The sequence below is a fragment of the Coprobacillus sp. AF33-1AC genome, from assembly GCF_003475785.1.
In the GTDB taxonomy this organism is placed as follows: domain Bacteria; phylum Bacillota_I; class Bacilli_A; order Erysipelotrichales; family Coprobacillaceae; genus Faecalibacillus.
In genome coordinates, this window is sequence record NZ_QRQB01000024.1 from 1 (window position 1) to 18,837 (window position 18,837).

Genomic DNA, 18,837 nt, shown 5'->3' on the forward strand with positions numbered 1-18,837 from the left:
CTTATTGGCCGAAACAATCTCAACCACAAGTTATTTTAAATTACCCTAATAAAATAGCAATCAAGCCATTAAATTAAATATTATTTTCCTAGACGAGACATTGGTAACATAGCTGCTCCAATAGCACCACAATCATCTATTTCAGTTTCAAGCAAAGGAATGTGTCCACGCATACCAACGTGAATTTTAGAGTTAAATTGTTCTACTAAACGATCAAAGAAATAATCCTTAGCTTTCATAACACCGCCACCTACTACAAAGCAGTGAGGATCTACTGTATGTGCAATATTAGCAAACATTGTAGCAAGTTCAGAAACACATTCATCAACAATACCTTGTGCTTTTAAATCACCTTCACTGGCAAGTCTGAAGACATCTCCTGCATGAGATACTTTTTCTTCTCCTAAGATTTCTTTTCCTTTACGGGTAATAGCTGTACCACTTGCTTCTCCTTCAACAGCGCCTGGATTCAATCCCCCAAATTTATATCCATTATTTTTTACAATAATATTTCCAATTTCACCAGCATGTCCACGTCCACCTGAAACAAGTTTACCGTCAACAATAAAAGCGCCACCAATTCCAGTTGAAATCGTTACATAATAACATGTAGGATAATTCTTACCTGCTCCTAATAATGCTTCAGCAAGTCCAGCAACATTTGCATCATTATCAATAAATACAGGTAAATTAAAACGATCAGCTAATTTATCACAAATTGGATAGTTTTCAAAACCTGGTAAATTAGTAGCCATAATCATTGAACCTTTAATAACATCAACAGGACCTGGAACACCTATTCCAATACCTTCTACTCCAGAAATTCCTCCACATACTGATAAATCTAGTCCTTCAATTTGTCTAACAATCTTTGAAACAACATAATCAGGACCATTTTCTCTTTCTGTAGCTCCTTTTACTTCACTATATGATTTTCCATTTTCATCAACTAAAAGAGTTCTAACATTTGTTCCCCCTAAGTCAATACCAATATAATATTTCATTGTCTTCCTCCTTATCCCTTCATTAAAATATTATACTATATTTTTAAGTATCTTAAAATAAAGTTTTTTCAATTTGTTTAAATGTTTGACTTACATCACAAATTATTTCTTTATCCTTCAAATAATTCAAACTCCCAAATGGATCAACAAACTTAATTTTATAAGCATGTAATAATTGATGGTTTAATCCAAATCTATTTTTAATTTCTTTATTCAAATTAAAATCACCGTATTTACGATCCCCAATAATAGGATGATCAATACTTGATAGATGAATTCTAATTTGATGCATTCTACCTGTAACCAACTTAACCTCTATTAAACTATATCGATTATTAGCTTTAACTGGGTTAATAATCGTTTTCATAACAAGTGCCCCAGGTGTATCTTTTTTTACAAACCTAACTCTTGATTCACCTTCTACTTTTTTTACATATCCAACCAGTTCCTGATGTTTTGTTAATGATCCTTTACAAATAGTTAAATATGTTTTTTCAATATGATGTCTTTTTTTCATCATTTCATTTAAATCTTGTAATGCTGCCATAGTTTTACCAAATATAACAATACCACTTGTATTACGATCGAGTCGATGAACAGGACCAGGCATAAAAGAATTTTCGCGCGATAAATCTAATTCACCTTTTTCAGACAAATAACTTAACACTTGATTAGAAAGCGTATTGACAGATTCATGTATATCCTCATGAACTAATAAACCAGCAGGCTTATTAACAATCAGAATATTTTCATCTTCATATAAAACTTTAAATTCGCGTTTTAAATGATAAATATCTTTTTCCTGTGTATATTCCAAAAATTTATCTTCATATAAAAACATATCTAAAATATCATTTTCTTTTAAAATATAATTCTCACTTACTCTTTTACCATTTATTTTAATATCTTTTTTTCGAAACATTTTATAAATCATACTGCTAGGTGCACGACATAATAGTTTCTTTAAATACTTATCTATGCGTTGATTAGCATCATTCTTTTTAATTACTATTTGCTTCATAAAATCCTCCACCTATATTATAACATGAATTTTATCAGTGCCAAGATTTGTTATATGTAACCCTTTACATTTTGTGCAAATATGCTATAATATATTTGTTGAGTGAAGCAAGTTCACTTAAATAAACCCCTATTATCACCCTTATGTGAATAAGAAAGTATGCTCCCCCGCATACTTTTTTATTTTCATTTTATAACAATCATACTATACTTTTAATGAGGTGAAAAATATGGAAAAGAAAGTCGATTCTACAACTCTATACGAAGGAAAAATCATTACAGTAAATAAAGACCACGTAGAATGTCCTAACAAAAAAATAGCAACTAGGGAAATCGTAAGACACCATGGTGGTGTTGGTATTTTAGCCATTGTTGATGATCGAATCATTTTAGTCAAACAATACCGTTACGCTTATCAACAAGATCTTTTAGAAATTCCTGCAGGAAAATTAGAAAAAGATGAAAATCCCTATGATGCTGGGAAAAGAGAATTAGAAGAAGAAACAGGATATAATTGCAAAACAATGAACTTAATTGATCAAATTTATCCCACACCAGGATATTGTGATGAAGTCATTCATTTATATGAAGCTAATGACATTTATAAAGTAGATCACCCTCGAGATGGTGACGAAGATGAATTTATCGATGTCATAATGCTTCCTATCGACGAAGCCTATCAAAAAGTTTTAAAACACGAAATCAAAGACTCTAAAACAATTATCGCCGTTATGTACGCCTATATCCAAAAGCATGTTTAACATGCTTTTTTTTATACAAAAAAACTGCCGAAGCAGTTTTGTTTTCATATGGCGGTCTGGACGGGACTCGAACCCGCGACCTCCGCCGTGACAGGGCGGCATTCTAACCAGCTGAACTACCAGACCATATGTTATTTTAAATGGCGGAGACAGAGGGATTTGAACCCTCGCGCCAGTTTCCCGACCTACACCCTTAGCAGGGGCGCCTCTTCAGCCTCTTGAGTATGTCTCCATCAGTTGCCTAATCATAATAACATATCGTTCTACCTTGTGCAAGTCAAATTTAAATTTTTTTCTTTTTTTGTACACAAATCAAATATCTAATTATATTTAGTTACTATCTAACCAAGTTAATCACATCGAATATACAAATTAAAATAGCGTAAGAAAAGTAACTCATGACCACTTTAAATAGATTTTATTCAAAATAAGTTAAAAATAAATAAAGAAAATATACAATTTAACCCCCTCAATCAAGAGTAGTTTTTTTGACCTTGATTTGACCTTGTTATAATTCAATATAATACGTCTAAATACAACTAAATTTAAACAAGCAAAAAACATTTATATACAATAAAAAAAGCCTAAACATCTAGTAAACACTAGTGTTTAAGCCATTTTGTCATTGGTCTCCCCGCACGGTCTCGAACCGTGGACCCTCTGATTAAGAGTCAAGGAATGAAAACGTCCAAAACCCCCATTATATCAATACTTTTTTATTGTCGTTTTGATTTTGACTACCACTTTGACCACCATTTTAATCTTTGCAATTAATTATCGATCCTTATTACTTTTTTATTTGTACACTTTACATCATAGTACCACTATGCTGTAATGATGATGTCAAAGGAAGGAATGATTAAATGGAAAAGGAAAAATTTAATCAAGCCAAGTATATGAGAAAATGGCAAAAAGAAAATATGAAGCAAGTTAAAGCTGCATATAAAACTGAATTTGTTGATGAATTCAAATCAGCTTGTAAGAAGTTAGGAATTACACAATCAGAAGTAATTAGAAAAGCAATGGAAGAAACAATTGTTAAAGCAAATAATAAATAAAGGAGATAATAAAAATGGAAAAAGTATATTTAGGAGAAGAAGCAAAAAAAGTAATTATCAGTCAAGGAATCAAAGAAGATGAAATTAGCGATTATCTAGAAATTGACAAATTTCATGAAACATTAGTTTATGATCATGATAAATTTGATTTTAGTAAGTTATCTATATCAAAAGATGATAATTATGAATGGTCTATCGCTTTAGACAATGAAGAAGTTTTTGATACAATTGAAATGGATGCTAAATAACATGGAAATATTGTATCAAGTAGCGTTAATGTCAATTACACATGATGGCGATGCTACACCTACTCAATATGCAATTTTTGATAATCATGAAGATGCACTAAAATGTGCCAATGGATTGCTAGAAGAAAAAGAAAGCTATTCTAGTGATTACAATGCTATCTATATTAGAAAAATCATAGGTGACAAGATTTCTTATCTTGAATCGTGGCATATATAGATTTATAATAATATTGTTATTAATAATGATTACTTAAGATTAAGCACCTAGCAGTGGTGCTTTTTCTTTTACAAAAAAATAGCGCCAAACAGTTAAAAAACCATTTAGCACTATTTCATGAATAAATATTCTAGCAAATTTATATTATATGTTAACAAAACAATATATCATTATAGCATAATTTTTTCATAAAAAAAGAGTCTAGACTTAAAATCTAGACTTTTCTTGTTTCTATTAAGGTTAAATATCGTTCATGAATAACGATATTGGCATATCCATTAGTAATTACATAATAATCCCCTTTATGGTCCTTAATTTCAAACAGTTCATGAGAATTTATTACATTTTCATTAATATCTTTGGCGTTTGGTATAATCCTACATTTATTTATCATATACTCCCACCTGCTCGTTTATACGATCAATTGTATCTTCTTTTTCAATTAATTCTTTTTTTAATTGAATGATTTCATTATCTTTATTTTTTAATTCATTTTGGTAATTTAAATTAATACAACAAGATAAGAATAATAAAAATGAGATTATGGCTATAAATAATAAACGATTACTTTTCATCATAATAATCTGTTCACTTCTTTTCTAACTGCTTCATAGTCATATCCAGCTGCTTGTAATCTTTGTTTACGCATAGCACCATTTCCCCATTTTCCGGCAATCACTTCTTGTGCAATTTGAGTCACGGATTTTCTAACTGGTGATGAGCTAGTAGATGATTTACCACATAATCTATTAACTTCTGCTTGTACTTCAGAATAGTTATATCCAGCTGCTTGTAAACGATTCTTACGGTCCGCACCTGAACCCCATTTGCCTGCCATAACTTCTTGAGCAATAGTGGCTACAGATTTTCTAACTGGTGATGAGTTAGTAGATGATTTACCACATAATCTATTAACTTCTGCTTGTACTTCAGAATAGTTATATCCAGCTGCTTGTAAACGATTCTTACGGTCCACACCTGAACCCCATTTGCCTGCCATAACTTCTTGAGCAATAATGGCTACAGATTTTCTAGTCGTAGATGCAGTTGCAGTTGTTCCTCCTCCAACAATACATACATCATTTACCCATCCGATATTACCATTGTTTAATAAATAAGGATTTCGAGCACCTGAAATGATTTTTGTGATTGTTCCAGTAGTTTTAGATGGTTTTAATTTTTTATCAGAACCAGAAGATGTATATACACCATTAATGCTTACAGTATCTCCTACTTTATAAGATGTACCTGTAACTGGCACAGGATTTACTACAACTGCCCCTCCACCATACATTTCATTGTACCTAGCTTGAACCATTTGTTGATATTGTGCTTCTGTAACTCCCATAGAAATTAATCTATGTGGACAAACCTTACCGCTCCAATGTCTATGATAATGTACTTTAGTAGCAGGGATACCGAATTGTTTCATCAACATAGCAATCATTGTTAAAGCATTATCATCCGCTTTAGTATATCTATCTCCACCCGATTTTGAATAACAAACTTCTACACCAATCGATTTTCTATTTCCTGTTCCTGAACTACCATCACCGGCATGCCAAGCATTTCTAGAATAAGGAATACCCTGAACTGCACGATAATCATCAACCGCAACATGAAAAGAAACTTGTTTATTGTTACCAATCATATAAGAAACTTCAGACATAGCAGATGCATCATTATATGTATCATGTCTAGTAATATAGCTTGGAGTCATTGTGTATGGACATTTAATTCCATATTTACTAGATGGAACTAGCATTGTTGTAATTTGTAAAGAATGGCCCATATTATTCTTCCCCCTTTGCATCATCTGATCCTATGCCTTCATCATCTTCCCGTGATGTAAAATCATTTTCTTTTAAATTTGTTTGATATAATTCTTCATCGAATTCTACTTTGTCAGTAGTGATATTAAATTCATTATCCATATTCTTTTCCTCCTAATGTAAAAAGAGAGTATTTAATTACTCTCTTTGCTTTGTAAGTGTAATAGTTCTATTTCATTTTTCATTTTTGTTACCATACCATTTCCACCTAACGCATGGTATGCATCATACATTTCATTGAAGTTATCGTATGCATATGTTGGAATAGAACCTCTCTTCATATACTTCTCGTGATATTCTATTAATTTAACTCTCAATAATAGCATAGTTCCTTTTGAATTGGCTTCCCGCATTTTTCTTTCGTTTTCTATTCTTTTATCTCTTGCTATTGCATCTTGTTCTTGTTTTTTCTTTTGCTCCTTCAAAAGCCAAACGATATAAGAAAGAATAACAGGAAGTATAATTGTATATGTTTTTATCAAAAAATCATACATAATTAATTACTTTCAATTTCTTCCAATTCTGGAAGCCCTGCAATACTAGTAAGAATAGATACAACACCAGAAAGACAACTAGCACTAATGATCATTGCCCAGTTAACATCATTCATAACTGTAGATGTACCAATTAATGCAACTGCAGTTTGAGCAACGGTTTTAACTGATCTAATTCCAGCTGCCTTAAGCCATTGTTTGAAATCATATTTTTTTACCTTCATTTAAATCATCCTTTCCGGATAGTTTTTAGTCTTATCCAGGACAAAAAATGACTGACGTCCTTTAATTGCTATTTTTTTGTATACAACACTATTAGCTGGTAAGGTTTACTTTTTGAGTAATCTTCAACTCCTAATAATAATTGATTTCCATATTTTTGACATGTCCATCTATACCCTGCAGTAAAGTATTGATTAACATTGATATACCAACCATTAATAGATCCTGCCATTCCTAAACAAAATAACAGATTATCAATATTTTCAATCTTATCAATTGCAGTTTGTGATTGAGGTAAAGTCCCTTGATATCCTTTACAATATATTTTCTTACCATCAATCCATTGCAAACCGGTTTCTTGTTCATTTAAAGAAAACTTAAGGTTTAATAATGTATTTCCACTTAAATTCACTAATTGAGCCATAAATTGCCCATTTACTAACACCAGTACCCTTTAATATCTTCCATAAATCTCAGTTAAAGTAGTGTTTGAATTTGTTTTGGAATCCGTCCATAACGAACCAACAAAAGATAATTGCTTTGAGCCTTGATTATAGCTTTGAATATCCACTGATATACATCTATAATCCGCTACAATACCACCATTTTTTATTGAACCATTAATAATAGGAACTTCTACTGATCTATCATTAATGATAATAATTAATGACTTGAATTTTAAAGCATCATCACTCAATGTAACCGTGTGTAGATACGTTACTGATTTTCCATTCCATAGCAATGTATCTTTATTAATTTCATTACCATCTTTATCAACCAATTTTCCCATATTATAGGAATAACTTTTTATTTATGACTACTTTATGTCAACATATCTAATTGTCACTGTTAGACTTTTATTTGTAACACCACCAAAAGCATATATACTACCACCTAAATTTTGAAAGCTTTGAAATGCAATAAAGTATTTTTCATTTATCACATATGGAACAGCAATATAATTGTCACAAATACAACTGATGATCATCACTTCATTGCTATTTAGATTGGTTGCTATCGTTGAACCTGAACTAGTATTAGCTGTGATTGATGTTGTTTTAATTTCTAACAATGATTCATTGTTGGCATTTACAAATTTAGTCATAAATACCACCTCTATTCAAAGAGATGCAGTTATTCCACTGCACCCCCTTTTCTAGAGATAATAGGTAAAAGGATACTGTTTTTTGTATAGTTAGTAAACAGTACCCCCCCCCACGAATTTTTGAATTTTAACATAATATTTTCCTCTCTTTCTTTTTTTATTTAAAACATGAAAAAGAGAAAATACTGAGTGTCTTTAATTAATAACGTCCATAAACCTTAGTAACAGTTGTCGAAGAATTGTTAGATGAATTGGTCCATCTGCAATTATCAATGTGTAGTAATTTTGTTGCCTGGGTATATTTAAAAGCCATGTTAGTTACCGTCCAGTTGTTTACCACACCAGAAAATAGAATTTGTCCATCAATTACCGGTGCTATGACCGCACTATTATCACTTAATATAATTAACTCTTTAAACTTTAATGCATCATCACTCAATGTTAGATCATGACTATACCCTGTATGACTACCACTCCATAATAGGACGTCTTTATTTAATTCATTTCCATTTGCATTTACAAATTTACTCATAAAGTAATGAATAACTTATTTATGACTAATATCTTCCAATGATTTTAACAAATTTTTGTGCGCTTTGGTCGGGATGCGACCCGTTGAATTGATGTGCTATATATAAGTTTTGTAAATATAAATTTTTGGATGAATTAATTTTTAATCTTACAAAACCGCAAACAATAAAATTCCCAGCCATATTTCCGATTGTACATGTTATTTCAGTTTGGTTTTCAACAATAGGAATAATTGCAGATGAGTTTGTATTTAATATAACAATTAACTCTTTAAAACTATAAACATCATAATTGATGTCAATAGTCATTTCAGCAAACGTATTACCAGTCCAAAGAACAACATCTTTATTGATTTCATTGTCTTTAGAATCTACTAATTTAGCCATAAATTACACCTCTTTTTAAAAAGGCACAGTTATTCAACTGCACCCCCTTTACAAGAGATAAAGAAAAGACACTCGAAAGTATCTTCTCTAGTTTGTAATAAGTGTGTGTGTGTGTGTGTGTGTACCACATTGCCACGTGTTCTAAATTTTTTCATTTTTTTACTCCTTAATCTTTATAAAAAACTGCATTATTTAATGCTTCAATCAATTGATTTACTAATTTATACAACTGAATAATTTCATTTTGAATTTCTTGAATGTCTGCTTGATTAGACATACTAATATTGCTAGGTACTGTTTGCTTTTCTGGAATACTAGCCAAGAAGATCACCCCATTTATAACGTGTTTTAAGACTGTTCCAAGTTAGATTCTTTTTAACCCAATCCCAGTCTATTACTGTAACGGATATAATAAACTTCTCTTGCGTAGAGACAGTTTGTTTAAAAGTAACTGCACCTATTTGATATTTGCTCATGTTATTCTCACATCCATTCTTTTCTTTAACACTTCATCATTTATCGAATATGTAATAAGCAATTGATAATATCCTTGCAATCCTGTTGTATCAATAATAATTCCTATCTCTTTTCCGTCTTTAGAAATATTAATACTTAAATCAGTTGCTTTATCTTTGTCTAAAAGTTCTGCTTTTGCAGTTGAAATGATGAAATCATTACAGATTTCATCATCACAAGATACAGTCATTATCAATTTTCTAATTTCACCCGATATGAAGTTTAATTGAGACACTTGCATTCAACTACCTCCAATTCATAATTTTTTAATTCATAAGAATTAACATATCTATCCGCATTTATTATTAGACAATCATCTATAACAGACAAATTAACACAGGTACAATTAGCTTCAACAACAAATAAAGCAGTAGCCATAAATGATGTGTTTCCTGCATAATCTTCCGCATATATTTCAATAAAATATCTACCATCATTGATTTTAGGAACAATCATATCATATTGGTTATTGCCTTTTGGTATAAATTCTATTTCTTGATTGTCTAATATTGCATATGCTCTTTTAATCATTGATTGTTGCTGAAATTACAAATGTCTTTCCACCATCAACCGGATTAGGTGTCAATGTAACTGCAGATATTGTTGGCGCTTTGGTGTCTAATGTTACAGTTCTTGTTACAGTAGACGATTTACCTGCACTATCTGTAGCAACAATAGTAATAGTATTATTTCCCTCAACTAATGTTACAACTGTTGTAAATGCACCCGCTGAACTAACTGTTACTGCATTTCCGTTAACTTTAACAGTAACTGGTGATGATGTTGCATCATTAGTAGTACCTGCAATTGTTAATGATTTGTTATTTGTAATTAATCCATCTGCAGGACTAGAGACTGTTAATGTAGGTGGAACAGTATCGATTTTGAATTGAACTGTTTGTTGTGTAGCAGCATTGCCATCATTATCACTCGCATCAATTTTAATAGTGTGTGATCCATCAGATAATGCTGTCGTAGGAGTGTATGTACATTCATACCCACCTGAAATCGCAGTTTTAGTAATACCTGATGTAATTTTGCTACCACTGTCGATTGTGATAGAAATAGAATCACTCTTAACGCCTGAATCAGCATCTGTTACTTTCCATTTGATTGTAGGTTTATTCGTAATAATATACGCACCATTAGTTGGATTGATAAACGATAATACCGGTGCTATTTTTTCTTTCACAACCAAACGTAATGAAGCCCCTAATGTAGCATCACTTGCATCTTTTGTTGTCACGTTTCCAGCAGTATCCGTGGCTTTAATTGTTACATTATAATAACCACCTGTTTGATTAAATGAGGATTTTGATGGAGCAGTAATAGTTGCTTCATACTTACCTGTTGCGCTATTTAATGTCAAGGTATATGTTTGACCATTAATTATTGTTGTCACAGTTTTTATTGCCATTTATTTTTCCTCTCTTTCTTATTGATTTATATCAAGACTTTTCATCAGTTTTTTAATGTCATAGGAATCATTGTATACTCCTGCCTTGGCAATTCCAATTAACGCATCTAACATATCTTGAACCGATAAGATTAGATTAAATTGCTTTGTCACGGATTCTATATTGATTCCATTTAATTTAACCAAGTATAATGGCAGTTCATTTACAGTAGCACCATTGAAAGTATCACCTGTTGTGTGTTTTGGAACGCCACCACCATTAGTACCTTTAATTACTTTTAATTCATGTTTTTCAGTCGTTCCATTTGTTTCAAAATTGGAAACGATTAAATCATATCTAACCTGCCCAGTTACTCCATTTTCAATTTGAATGCTTTCACTAGATCCTGGTGTAATCCTAAAAAATCGACCTTGATTGATGAAACATCCATCATAGATTTTTAACAGGTTATTGCTAATGATGTCACAACTTAGTTTTTTACCAAAATTAAAAACACCATTGCTTCCAAAACAGCAATGATGGATATATGCATCCAAACTGGCTGTAACTGTTGAACTATCTAATGTAATATTTTCTAGCATTTATTTATCACCTACTTTATATGTGTAACTACAATTAGCAATAATTCCACTAATAGTTACTTTTAATATTTTTTTGGTTATTTGTTCTTTAAACGAAAGTTGCGTAATATCTTCTTTCGCTCCAACAATATCAAATAGATCTGCATTGTCACTTGCAAATGTGACATCTAAATTAGACGTACCATTTGCTTTTTCGACCGCTTCAATCGCACCTTCAATCAACTTGCTTTCATCATCCTCGCTTGAATTATCATACTTGTATGTAATTCTTTTAAAATTAGAATAAGTTGAATTTTCTTGAGTTGTCCAACTGTTATCATCCTGCAAATACAAATTAACTCTCAATCTTTCCGTCAATTCTCCTTTTCCCAGAGCAAGAATATGATTGTATTGATTAGACTGTGTTTGAGCAATCATTGTTATTCCATAGGACTTATCGTACTGCAATAATTCCGATATATCGACAATTGGAATCGCCTGTAAATGTACTTGACCATCATGGAATGATATATCTAATCTAGACTTTATATCCGCATTGAATAACATCTTTTCCAATGCTTCTAAAAGATTAATATCACGTATTTGATAATTGACATGGATATCGCTTAAACCTACGTTATCAACTACAAACAATGAACCAAATCTATTTTTGATAAGATCATCAATAATACTATTCGCTTCTCCATTTGCAACATAATATGCTTGACCTGTTGGCGGTTGAATATATTCTTTTTCTAACAGTCCTCTAAATGTTTTTCCTTTTAGAGTAATGCTATTTTTTGATGTATCAACTTTTTTTGAATCTACCATTCCACCAAATTCAGTATTTAATAAATAAAAGATAGAATCTTTATTAAAGACTCTATCCCATGAATTAATAGCTAACTTTAATTCAAAATCATTTGTTGCTACACTATATTTTCCAACCTCGATATCAATAGTTGCATTTTTCAATACACCTTGTTCCTTTAATTTACTATCAGTATATAAAAACTTTACTGCATCCATCTTGGTTCACCTCGCTTATCAAATACAATCAGTTCAGCATTAAAACTACCACTCCAACTTGCTTCAGATAAACCGCTTGGAATCTTAACAAAAAAATCACTGCGTGATTGCATATCACGATAATAGAAAAGATTACGCTTATTTCCATATTTATCAAAACCAGTAATAGTATTGTTTGATGAATCAATTTCTAGATATTCTCCATCCGCTAAAGTGGTATTAACTTGATATAAAATATTACCAACTTTGATATACGGATTCGAACACTCTCCATAGAATCTCAAAATAAAATCACTGTCTGATAATGAGTCATTAACAATAGATATCGTTCCTTTATTTGCTGAATAAATATAAGGATATGAATATTTATATTTTTTAATATCCTTTTTTGAGCTTTTGCTAGATGCGTAAGCCGGTAGAATGTATTGTTTTTGCTTAGTCCATTCTTGTTTGGGACAAAAAATTCCTAATTCAAGTGATGTTCTAGTGTTGATTGTAGCAATACTAGTATTACTAGAAATGATATAGCATTTAATGTAATAATCTCCAAAGTACAATGTTCCTGGGATGTTCGCATTGCAGTCAACTTCAATGATATCGCAAATTTCATCAAGTTTCTTTTTTCTTTCATCTAGTGAACCTCTTAAATTAAGAGTAATAGTATACGTGCAATCATTTATTTCAATTATAGTAGCATCATTAGCAATACTAGCGTTCAATTTTCTTTGATGAAAATATCCACTTACCGGGAGCACATTAACATCTATAAAATCAAAACTCTTGTTTTGCGAATTAACATATCTTACTATCATTCAAATACAACTCCTAACTCTTTTAACGCTCTTGCAACTTCACGATCGTTCAAATTGATAACAGTATCCTCATTTTTATTTAGTATCATTTTTAACAGTTTAATAATAATATCCATAAATGAGTACATATCATTATTTGTTTTGACATTATTTCCGTTAAAATCAATACCATCTTTTGCAATATTAATTGTATCTTGTGATAACTTATCCATTGCTTGATAAGCTGCATCCGCATTAGCTTCAATACCAACTGCCATTCCTTCAGGTAAGAATTTACCAATTTCATCTCGCATAACTCTTGATGGTGAATGGATTCCAAAGAAATCTTTTAACCCATCCAGAATTCCTTTACCAAATCCTTTTACCTTGTCTAGAATCCAGTCTTTTACATTCTTAATACCGTTCCATAGTCCTTTCACAAGGTTTTCTCCTGCTTCTTTAGCACCGTTGAAACCATCTTTAAACGCTTTTATAATTCCATCTTTGATTTTCTTTGCTGATCCTACTACATTTTCTTTCATTGCAGTAATACCATTGCTAAAGAATGATATAATGTTCTTTCCTATGCTAATCCATTGGAAAGCCATCAAAGTAGAAACAATTGCATTGATTATTTGTGGAATGTTAGCAATCAATGTTGGTATTGCCTGAATTAATCCAGTTATTAAATGCCAAATTAATTCAACACCTTTTTGAAGTATTGTTGGAGCATTATCATTAATGATATTAGCAAACGTACTAACAATCGTTGGTACATATTCTATTAAAATTGGAATTGCTGAAATGATTCCATCAACTAGATTATTTAATAAATCAAATCCTTTATTTACTAATATAGGTGCATCTGCAGCAAGTTCATCCGCTATGTTTTGAACGAACTGTAATATTTGAGGTAATGCTTCTGGAATTGCATTTTTAAATCCATTGATGATTGAATTTAAAAAATCATAGCCAGTTTGAATCAATAAAGGTATTGAATTCAAAAAGCCAGTAACGATCCCATTAATTACACTACCTACTACAGGTATAACCGCCTGTAGTAATTGACCACCTAATTTTAATATTTTTGGCAGTTCATTAGAAATAGTAATAGCGAACTGCTGTATCACTTTAGAAATATTAGCAGTGTAACTGTTATCGGACGCAAACCCTTTGATAAAGTTACTGATCATCTCTTTTCCTGCACTGTACATTTGTGGAAGCCCACTAATTAACGCACTAATTAATCCTTTTGTAATATTTCCAGCCATTGGAATTGCATTTTTAAAAATAAATGTAGATGTTGTATCCAATAGGTTTTTAACTGAACCTTGAATATCTCCACCAATAGCAATGTTTCCCAACAAATCTTGAGCAGCAGCTTTCATTGATCCAAATGAACCACTAAATGTAGTTGCTGCTTCTTTTGCAGTCGTTCCTGTAATGTCTAAGTTATCTTGAATAACACCAATCGCAGTATATACATCCGCTAGATTGCTAATGTCATACTTTTGACCACTTAACTTCTGAGCATCTTTTAAAAGCCGCTGCATCTCTTCTTTTGTACCACCATATCCAAGTTTTAAGTTATCAAGCATTGTATAGTTTTGTTTAGCGAATCCTTGATATGCATTTTGAATATCTTGAATATTAGTACCAAACTTGTTTGAGTTATCTGACATATCTTGCATTGCTCTATTTGCAATGTCTGCTGCCTTAGAAGTATCACCTTTTAATGATGATATCAAAGATGCAGAAAATGATGTGACATTTTCCATGTAAGTATTAGCACTTACACCAGAAGTCTTATACGCTTCTTTTGCGTATGCCTTCATTTTGTCGGCGCTAGCTTTATATAATGTTTCAATTCCACCTAATGATTGTTCAAGTGCGGCACCTTCTGTAAATGAAGCGGATACTACTTTACCAATTCCTGCAGCAACAATAACTTTTTTAATCGTAGAAACTAATGAATGACCTGCGCTTTCACCTGCTGCGCTCGCTTCTGGTCCCATTTGATTTTCTAGTGCACCTTTAATACCTTTAGCACTGGGCACTATTTGTACAAATGCTTTTCCTAATTCTGTTGCCATTATGCCACCTTTCCAATAATTCTCAATCTTGCTTTTTCAAATTCATCTGCACTTTCAAAAGCAATAGTTTCATTTTCTTTTTCAACGCCTAAAATTGAGTTAGTAAATGATTTTGGCTTTCCTTTGCCTTTTTCAGCATCCTTGCTTTTTGTCCATAACAAAAGTCCTAATCTATCTACTGCTACACTTAATAGGAGCGTTTCTAATGAAACAGGTGAATTATTTAATTTTAATTTAATTCTTGAGTTCTCCCTCAATCCAATGCAAAAAGTCGCAACCATCAAAACAGGTAGCGACTTATAATCATATATGTTGTATGTTTCGGCTAAATCGCATATCAATGCGGATTCATCCGTTATGATCATTTGATTGAGGATAACTAGTTTTTTAATGTGGATTTAGTATTAAGAATTTCTGTTAATTCTTTTTCAATGCGATCGATAGGAATGTTTCCTCTTTTGGTTTTACAATGCTTTTTAAGTTCATCATATTGAACATTTCCTAATATTTTTTTTGCCAGTTGTACCATTTTTAATGGATTTTCTTCAATCTCGGAAAGTAATTCCATGACACTCCAATCTAGTTTATTTTCATCAACTCTAAATCTAAATCCACTTTTAGTTATTCCTTTTATCATTTATTACTCCTCCGAACCTTTAATCATGTATTCATAGTGGCTTGTATCATTTTGATCAGGAACAGCTGAAATTGTACATTCGTAACCAATTGATTCATCATCTTTGTATGTGATGTCACCAATTTCAGTAATAGAAGCGCTAGGAACAACAATTCTTTTTAAAACATTTCCTTTTAGGATCATATCAACTATCCATGAAAAGTTTTCAGGCTCTTCATTTTTTGAAGCAACTTTAATGCCGGTAGATAAATCTCCTGTGACGTTTTCTTCTCCATATACAGTTTTAAGAACGTCAATATTTAATGCTTCAATCAATTTAAACTGAAATGTATCCTCTTTTGAGGTCATCATATTTAATACATTCTGTCCACCCCATGCTTTTTGGTTATCGGTTTCTGGACTGTTAGAATTTGTTAAACCATCATCCGAAATAAAACCTAATGACTTAAATGCTCCTTCTAATTCACTTTTTGCATCAGTAGGCAATGTTGTCCCTACTGGTGCAACAGAGATTGCTCCACCAATTTTAGGTTTTGCAGCACTTACATTCTTTTCATTTGCCATTATTTTTCCTCCTTGTTTTTTTCTAAAAAAAACCGATATCAAATATTGCTTGATATCGTTCTTTCTTTAAACTTAAATCTGTATAATCATAATCAGTATTTAAACTGACTTTTGTGATTTCTTTTAGTTGAACGAGGTCTTTCATGACCTCTTTTACTTTTTCATTCAACTCACATGCGTTTAACTTGCTTGTTGAATATGATTGAATAAAAAATGTAGCACTATTTATATGATCAGTTGAAGATGTACCAGTTTTTCCTAATACAATATATTCTTCTGTATCATTTCTAGTTTTAAATCCAACAGGTACATCTAACTTCTCTTGAAGGTAATTTTTAATAATCAATTCTATCATAATCACACTATCTCAAACTTTTTAAAAGCGTGTTGTTTTTATTGTTATCAAGAATTGATTTAATTGTGTTAGCTTCGATTTGAGCATTACATCTAGTTCTACCTACACGAGTAGAAATTGAATATCCACTGCCACCTGCAGCCTTTACCGTATCATTTGCGTGCTTTTCACAAATATTCATCATTTCGTCCGACTTCAATAATGCCTGAACACCTGCAGAGTTTAGAACTACTTCAAATTTTTTACTCATATCTTTCTACCATTACTTTCTTATTCCAGTTCAAAGGAATATTTTCTTCAATACCTTCAATTGAGAATCCTAATACATGCCATTTTTGATTAAAAAATTGAACAATGTTATCTTCCCAATAATTATTGTCACCTTTTGGAATAGCTAGCGTATATACTGCTTTTTTCCCTGTTAAATTTTGAGCAGTAACAATATCATCAGTTGATGATGGTGTGACTAGAACATCACTTACTGTCTTTTTACGCTCTTTATAAACTGATTCATTAAATTCATTTAATCCTGTCTTAATTTTTTCAATTAAGACAACATCTATTCCTTTAATCATTGCCATAGAAATCAATAACCCCTATCTTTTGTCTTGTTATTCCTAACCTTGCTAGTTCGCTTTTTTTTATAAATAAACCACCGCCTGGTACAAGAAATGTACCTGACATCGAATACCCCATAGCTGATTCGGAAATTTGTGTCATTGGTTCATTTTCAGTTGAAGTCAACAGATTTCTAGCAATAATATCAACACATACACTTTTCACTACATTTTCATATATTTCTTTTTTTTCAATCATTTTATCAAGATTTTTACCTCTTTTATGTGCTTCATAACGTAAACAATCTGATACAACGCATAACAATTCAGTTGCTTTTTTTTCTTCAGAAAAACTTAAATCTCTAAAAAGTGATTTAACATCTTCAATACTTACAAAAGGATTCATTAAGCATCGTCCTTTTCTTTTTTAGGTTGTCTTTTCCTTGGTGGGTTCTTTTTTTGCTTTTCTACAACTTCCCAATCATCACCACTTATAATTAAATCAGTGGTGATGATTGCTTGTGTCTTTTTATTTCTATAAATCATTACTCAGTTACCACACGGGCAAATGATGATGCATCAAAGATTCCCCATCCTAAATAGACTTCTGAACGTAAATATACTTGATTATATCCTTTTAAATCTTTTCCTGAATTGTCTGGATCACCATATGGAATAACTTCAAATGGAATTTCTTTTGCATAACCCCATTTAAACATATTTTCAAAATCTCCCATGATGGCTTTATCTTTGGTATTTGAACCCCAGGCTACTGTTTTATTAATTTCTAAAGATTGAGCCCCTAATGTTGATGGTTTACCACCAAATTTAAATTCCGGATATGCTCTTTCTCCATTAGTATTTCTCATTGCTGATAAATCACTTCTTACATCACTGTTGATAACAATACCTGTTACATCATTATCTGATGCTTCTACCATTTCAATTGCTTTATCAATGCAATCATCAGGTGTTCCTTTTGCATACACTACTGTTTGTGTAACTTTTGAATCAAAGTTATTATCTCCAACAACTGTTGATGCTTCTCCTGTTCTTGGATTTAAACCATGAAAAGCTGCAATATCCAATGCTCTAGCAACTTTTTTTGCAAATCCATCAATAAATTGTTTTGTAATATCAATTTTTGCTTCTTCTGAACCGTAAAGGAATTCATCAGAAACACGAGCACCGTACTCGAACTTAATAGGAACAATTGTAATTGGTTCTAATTTAATACCACCCGGTGTTTTCTTTCCGTTTTCTGCAACAATGTCCATTTCTCCATCCATAGAGAAAATAAATTCTTTTTGACCATTAAATTTAATTGGTTTTTGTTTACTTAAATTTGCTAATGATGATTTTCCTTTAACTTTACTAATTAATTCTGTAACTAATTCAGGATCAAATAATTTCCCTTTGCTTAATGTTTCTGCCATTTT

At 31.5% G+C, this 18,837-nt stretch carries 33 protein-coding genes and 2 tRNA genes; 4 read left to right on the forward strand and 31 right to left on the reverse strand.

Annotation, left to right across the window (positions count from 1 at the left end):
• Nucleotides 1–80 precede the first annotated feature (80 nt).
• Together DWZ53_RS08795 and DWZ53_RS08800 are read right to left on the reverse strand one after the other, a co-directional pair.
• Nucleotides 81–1,004: an ROK family protein gene (locus DWZ53_RS08795; RefSeq protein WP_118433594.1), complete on the reverse strand. Its 924-nt coding sequence runs from the start codon at nucleotides 1,002–1,004 to the stop codon at nucleotides 81–83.
• 52 nt (nucleotides 1,005–1,056) lie between these two features.
• The gene (locus tag DWZ53_RS08800; RefSeq protein WP_118433596.1) at nucleotides 1,057–2,025 is read right to left on the reverse strand and encodes an RluA family pseudouridine synthase; all 969 of its coding nucleotides are present in this window, start codon (nucleotides 2,023–2,025) and stop codon (nucleotides 1,057–1,059) included.
• A 229-nt stretch (nucleotides 2,026–2,254) separates the two neighbouring features.
• Here DWZ53_RS08800 and DWZ53_RS08805 point away from each other — a divergent pair, with 229 nt between their 5' ends.
• Complete coding sequence (locus DWZ53_RS08805) at nucleotides 2,255–2,785, forward strand: NUDIX hydrolase (protein ID WP_118433598.1); 531 nt, start codon at nucleotides 2,255–2,257, stop codon at nucleotides 2,783–2,785.
• Between the two features lie 49 nt (nucleotides 2,786–2,834).
• On the opposite strand, the gene DWZ53_RS08810 is transcribed toward DWZ53_RS08805, so the two are convergent.
• A tRNA-Asp gene (locus tag DWZ53_RS08810) sits at nucleotides 2,835–2,911 on the reverse strand.
• A 15-nt stretch (nucleotides 2,912–2,926) separates the two neighbouring features.
• Nucleotides 2,927–3,017 (reverse strand) — tRNA-Ser (locus DWZ53_RS08815).
• 631 nt (nucleotides 3,018–3,648) lie between these two features.
• On the opposite strand from DWZ53_RS08815, the gene DWZ53_RS08820 reads away from it, so the two are divergent.
• The 3 genes from DWZ53_RS08820 to DWZ53_RS08830 are packed head-to-tail and all read left to right on the forward strand — an operon-like array spanning nucleotide 3,649 to nucleotide 4,308.
• The gene (locus DWZ53_RS08820) at nucleotides 3,649–3,843 is read left to right on the forward strand and encodes a hypothetical protein (protein ID WP_118433600.1); all 195 of its coding nucleotides are present in this window, start codon (nucleotides 3,649–3,651) and stop codon (nucleotides 3,841–3,843) included.
• A gap of 14 nt (nucleotides 3,844–3,857) precedes the next feature.
• Entirely contained in the window at nucleotides 3,858–4,091 is a 234-nt protein-coding gene (locus DWZ53_RS08825; RefSeq protein WP_118433602.1) for a hypothetical protein, read from the forward strand.
• Nucleotide 4,092: 1 nt separating this feature from the next.
• Nucleotides 4,093–4,308, forward strand: coding sequence for a hypothetical protein (locus DWZ53_RS08830; RefSeq protein WP_118433604.1), 216 nt, complete (start codon nucleotides 4,093–4,095; stop codon nucleotides 4,306–4,308).
• Between the two features lie 383 nt (nucleotides 4,309–4,691).
• Here the strand turns inward: DWZ53_RS08830 and DWZ53_RS08840 are convergent, their stop codons facing one another.
• The 27 genes from DWZ53_RS08840 to DWZ53_RS08955 form a co-directional block, all read right to left on the reverse strand.
• On the reverse strand, nucleotides 4,692–4,886 hold the full coding sequence (locus DWZ53_RS08840) for a hypothetical protein (RefSeq protein WP_118433608.1): 195 nt from the start codon (nucleotides 4,884–4,886) through the stop codon (nucleotides 4,692–4,694).
• Nucleotides 4,883–6,100, reverse strand: a complete 1,218-nt coding sequence (locus DWZ53_RS08845) for an N-acetylmuramoyl-L-alanine amidase (RefSeq protein ID WP_118433610.1) — start codon at nucleotides 6,098–6,100, stop codon at nucleotides 4,883–4,885. The genes DWZ53_RS08840 and DWZ53_RS08845 overlap by 4 nt, the downstream gene beginning before the upstream one ends.
• 1 nt (nucleotide 6,101) lies before the next feature.
• Nucleotides 6,102–6,242, reverse strand: coding sequence for a hypothetical protein (locus DWZ53_RS11110; RefSeq protein WP_158568224.1), 141 nt, complete (start codon nucleotides 6,240–6,242; stop codon nucleotides 6,102–6,104).
• Between the two features lie 32 nt (nucleotides 6,243–6,274).
• Nucleotides 6,275–6,634 carry a hypothetical protein gene (locus tag DWZ53_RS08850; protein ID WP_118433612.1) on the reverse strand — a complete coding sequence of 120 codons (360 nt, stop codon included), beginning with the start codon at nucleotides 6,632–6,634 and terminating at the stop codon, nucleotides 6,275–6,277.
• Nucleotides 6,635–6,636: 2 nt separating this feature from the next.
• Complete coding sequence (locus DWZ53_RS08855; protein WP_118433614.1) at nucleotides 6,637–6,858, reverse strand: holin; 222 nt, start codon at nucleotides 6,856–6,858, stop codon at nucleotides 6,637–6,639.
• A 68-nt stretch (nucleotides 6,859–6,926) separates the two neighbouring features.
• Nucleotides 6,927–7,280 (reverse strand): hypothetical protein, encoded by a 354-nt coding sequence (locus DWZ53_RS08860; protein WP_147358160.1) that lies wholly within the window; start codon nucleotides 7,278–7,280, stop codon nucleotides 6,927–6,929.
• A gap of 30 nt (nucleotides 7,281–7,310) precedes the next feature.
• The gene (locus DWZ53_RS08865; protein ID WP_118433618.1) at nucleotides 7,311–7,646 is read right to left on the reverse strand and encodes a hypothetical protein; all 336 of its coding nucleotides are present in this window, start codon (nucleotides 7,644–7,646) and stop codon (nucleotides 7,311–7,313) included.
• Nucleotides 7,647–7,673: 27 nt separating this feature from the next.
• Nucleotides 7,674–7,961: a hypothetical protein gene (locus tag DWZ53_RS08870; protein ID WP_118433620.1), complete on the reverse strand. Its 288-nt coding sequence runs from the start codon at nucleotides 7,959–7,961 to the stop codon at nucleotides 7,674–7,676.
• Between the two features lie 199 nt (nucleotides 7,962–8,160).
• Nucleotides 8,161–8,493, reverse strand: coding sequence for a hypothetical protein (locus DWZ53_RS08875; protein ID WP_118433622.1), 333 nt, complete (start codon nucleotides 8,491–8,493; stop codon nucleotides 8,161–8,163).
• Nucleotides 8,494–8,518: 25 nt separating this feature from the next.
• Nucleotides 8,519–8,878, reverse strand: a complete 360-nt coding sequence (locus DWZ53_RS08880; RefSeq protein WP_118433624.1) for a hypothetical protein — start codon at nucleotides 8,876–8,878, stop codon at nucleotides 8,519–8,521.
• Nucleotides 8,879–9,044: 166 nt separating this feature from the next.
• Complete coding sequence (locus DWZ53_RS11115) at nucleotides 9,045–9,200, reverse strand: hypothetical protein (RefSeq protein WP_158568226.1); 156 nt, start codon at nucleotides 9,198–9,200, stop codon at nucleotides 9,045–9,047.
• A gap of 150 nt (nucleotides 9,201–9,350) precedes the next feature.
• The gene (locus DWZ53_RS08885) at nucleotides 9,351–9,635 is read right to left on the reverse strand and encodes a hypothetical protein (RefSeq protein WP_118433626.1); all 285 of its coding nucleotides are present in this window, start codon (nucleotides 9,633–9,635) and stop codon (nucleotides 9,351–9,353) included.
• Complete coding sequence (locus DWZ53_RS08890) at nucleotides 9,617–9,925, reverse strand: PF13754 domain-containing protein (RefSeq protein WP_118433628.1); 309 nt, start codon at nucleotides 9,923–9,925, stop codon at nucleotides 9,617–9,619. The genes DWZ53_RS08885 and DWZ53_RS08890 overlap by 19 nt, the downstream gene beginning before the upstream one ends.
• Nucleotides 9,918–10,811, reverse strand: a complete 894-nt coding sequence (locus DWZ53_RS08895) for an Ig-like domain-containing protein (RefSeq protein WP_118433630.1) — start codon at nucleotides 10,809–10,811, stop codon at nucleotides 9,918–9,920. The genes DWZ53_RS08890 and DWZ53_RS08895 overlap by 8 nt, the downstream gene beginning before the upstream one ends.
• Nucleotides 10,812–10,829: 18 nt before the next feature.
• Complete coding sequence (locus DWZ53_RS08900; RefSeq protein ID WP_118433632.1) at nucleotides 10,830–11,393, reverse strand: hypothetical protein; 564 nt, start codon at nucleotides 11,391–11,393, stop codon at nucleotides 10,830–10,832.
• Nucleotides 11,394–12,401, reverse strand: a complete 1,008-nt coding sequence (locus tag DWZ53_RS08905; protein WP_118433634.1) for a hypothetical protein — start codon at nucleotides 12,399–12,401, stop codon at nucleotides 11,394–11,396.
• Complete coding sequence (locus DWZ53_RS08910; RefSeq protein WP_118433636.1) at nucleotides 12,389–13,213, reverse strand: hypothetical protein; 825 nt, start codon at nucleotides 13,211–13,213, stop codon at nucleotides 12,389–12,391. The genes DWZ53_RS08905 and DWZ53_RS08910 overlap by 13 nt, the downstream gene beginning before the upstream one ends.
• Entirely contained in the window at nucleotides 13,210–15,285 is a 2,076-nt protein-coding gene (locus DWZ53_RS08915) for a hypothetical protein (RefSeq protein ID WP_118433638.1), read from the reverse strand. Before DWZ53_RS08915 ends, DWZ53_RS08910 begins: the two co-directional genes overlap by 4 nt.
• Complete coding sequence (locus DWZ53_RS08920; RefSeq protein WP_199589176.1) at nucleotides 15,285–15,626, reverse strand: DUF5361 domain-containing protein; 342 nt, start codon at nucleotides 15,624–15,626, stop codon at nucleotides 15,285–15,287. The genes DWZ53_RS08915 and DWZ53_RS08920 overlap by 1 nt, the downstream gene beginning before the upstream one ends.
• 38 nt (nucleotides 15,627–15,664) lie before the next feature.
• On the reverse strand, nucleotides 15,665–15,922 hold the full coding sequence (locus DWZ53_RS08925) for a hypothetical protein (RefSeq protein WP_118433642.1): 258 nt from the start codon (nucleotides 15,920–15,922) through the stop codon (nucleotides 15,665–15,667).
• 3 nt (nucleotides 15,923–15,925) lie between these two features.
• A complete protein-coding gene (locus tag DWZ53_RS08930; protein ID WP_118433644.1) occupies nucleotides 15,926–16,486 on the reverse strand; it encodes a phage tail protein in 561 nt (186 codons plus the stop codon).
• 22 nt (nucleotides 16,487–16,508) lie between these two features.
• Entirely contained in the window at nucleotides 16,509–16,847 is a 339-nt protein-coding gene (locus DWZ53_RS08935; protein ID WP_199589178.1) for a hypothetical protein, read from the reverse strand.
• 1 nt (nucleotide 16,848) lies between these two features.
• Nucleotides 16,849–17,091: a hypothetical protein gene (locus DWZ53_RS08940; RefSeq protein WP_118433646.1), complete on the reverse strand. Its 243-nt coding sequence runs from the start codon at nucleotides 17,089–17,091 to the stop codon at nucleotides 16,849–16,851.
• Complete coding sequence (locus DWZ53_RS08945) at nucleotides 17,084–17,422, reverse strand: hypothetical protein (protein WP_118433648.1); 339 nt, start codon at nucleotides 17,420–17,422, stop codon at nucleotides 17,084–17,086. Before DWZ53_RS08945 ends, DWZ53_RS08940 begins: the two co-directional genes overlap by 8 nt.
• Complete coding sequence (locus DWZ53_RS08950; RefSeq protein ID WP_118433650.1) at nucleotides 17,409–17,804, reverse strand: phage Gp19/Gp15/Gp42 family protein; 396 nt, start codon at nucleotides 17,802–17,804, stop codon at nucleotides 17,409–17,411. Before DWZ53_RS08950 ends, DWZ53_RS08945 begins: the two co-directional genes overlap by 14 nt.
• Complete coding sequence (locus tag DWZ53_RS11120; protein ID WP_158568227.1) at nucleotides 17,804–17,944, reverse strand: hypothetical protein; 141 nt, start codon at nucleotides 17,942–17,944, stop codon at nucleotides 17,804–17,806. Before DWZ53_RS11120 ends, DWZ53_RS08950 begins: the two co-directional genes overlap by 1 nt.
• Nucleotides 17,944–18,834 (reverse strand): phage major capsid protein, encoded by an 891-nt coding sequence (locus DWZ53_RS08955; RefSeq protein ID WP_118433652.1) that lies wholly within the window; start codon nucleotides 18,832–18,834, stop codon nucleotides 17,944–17,946. Before DWZ53_RS08955 ends, DWZ53_RS11120 begins: the two co-directional genes overlap by 1 nt.
• Nucleotides 18,835–18,837: the final 3 nt, after the last annotated feature.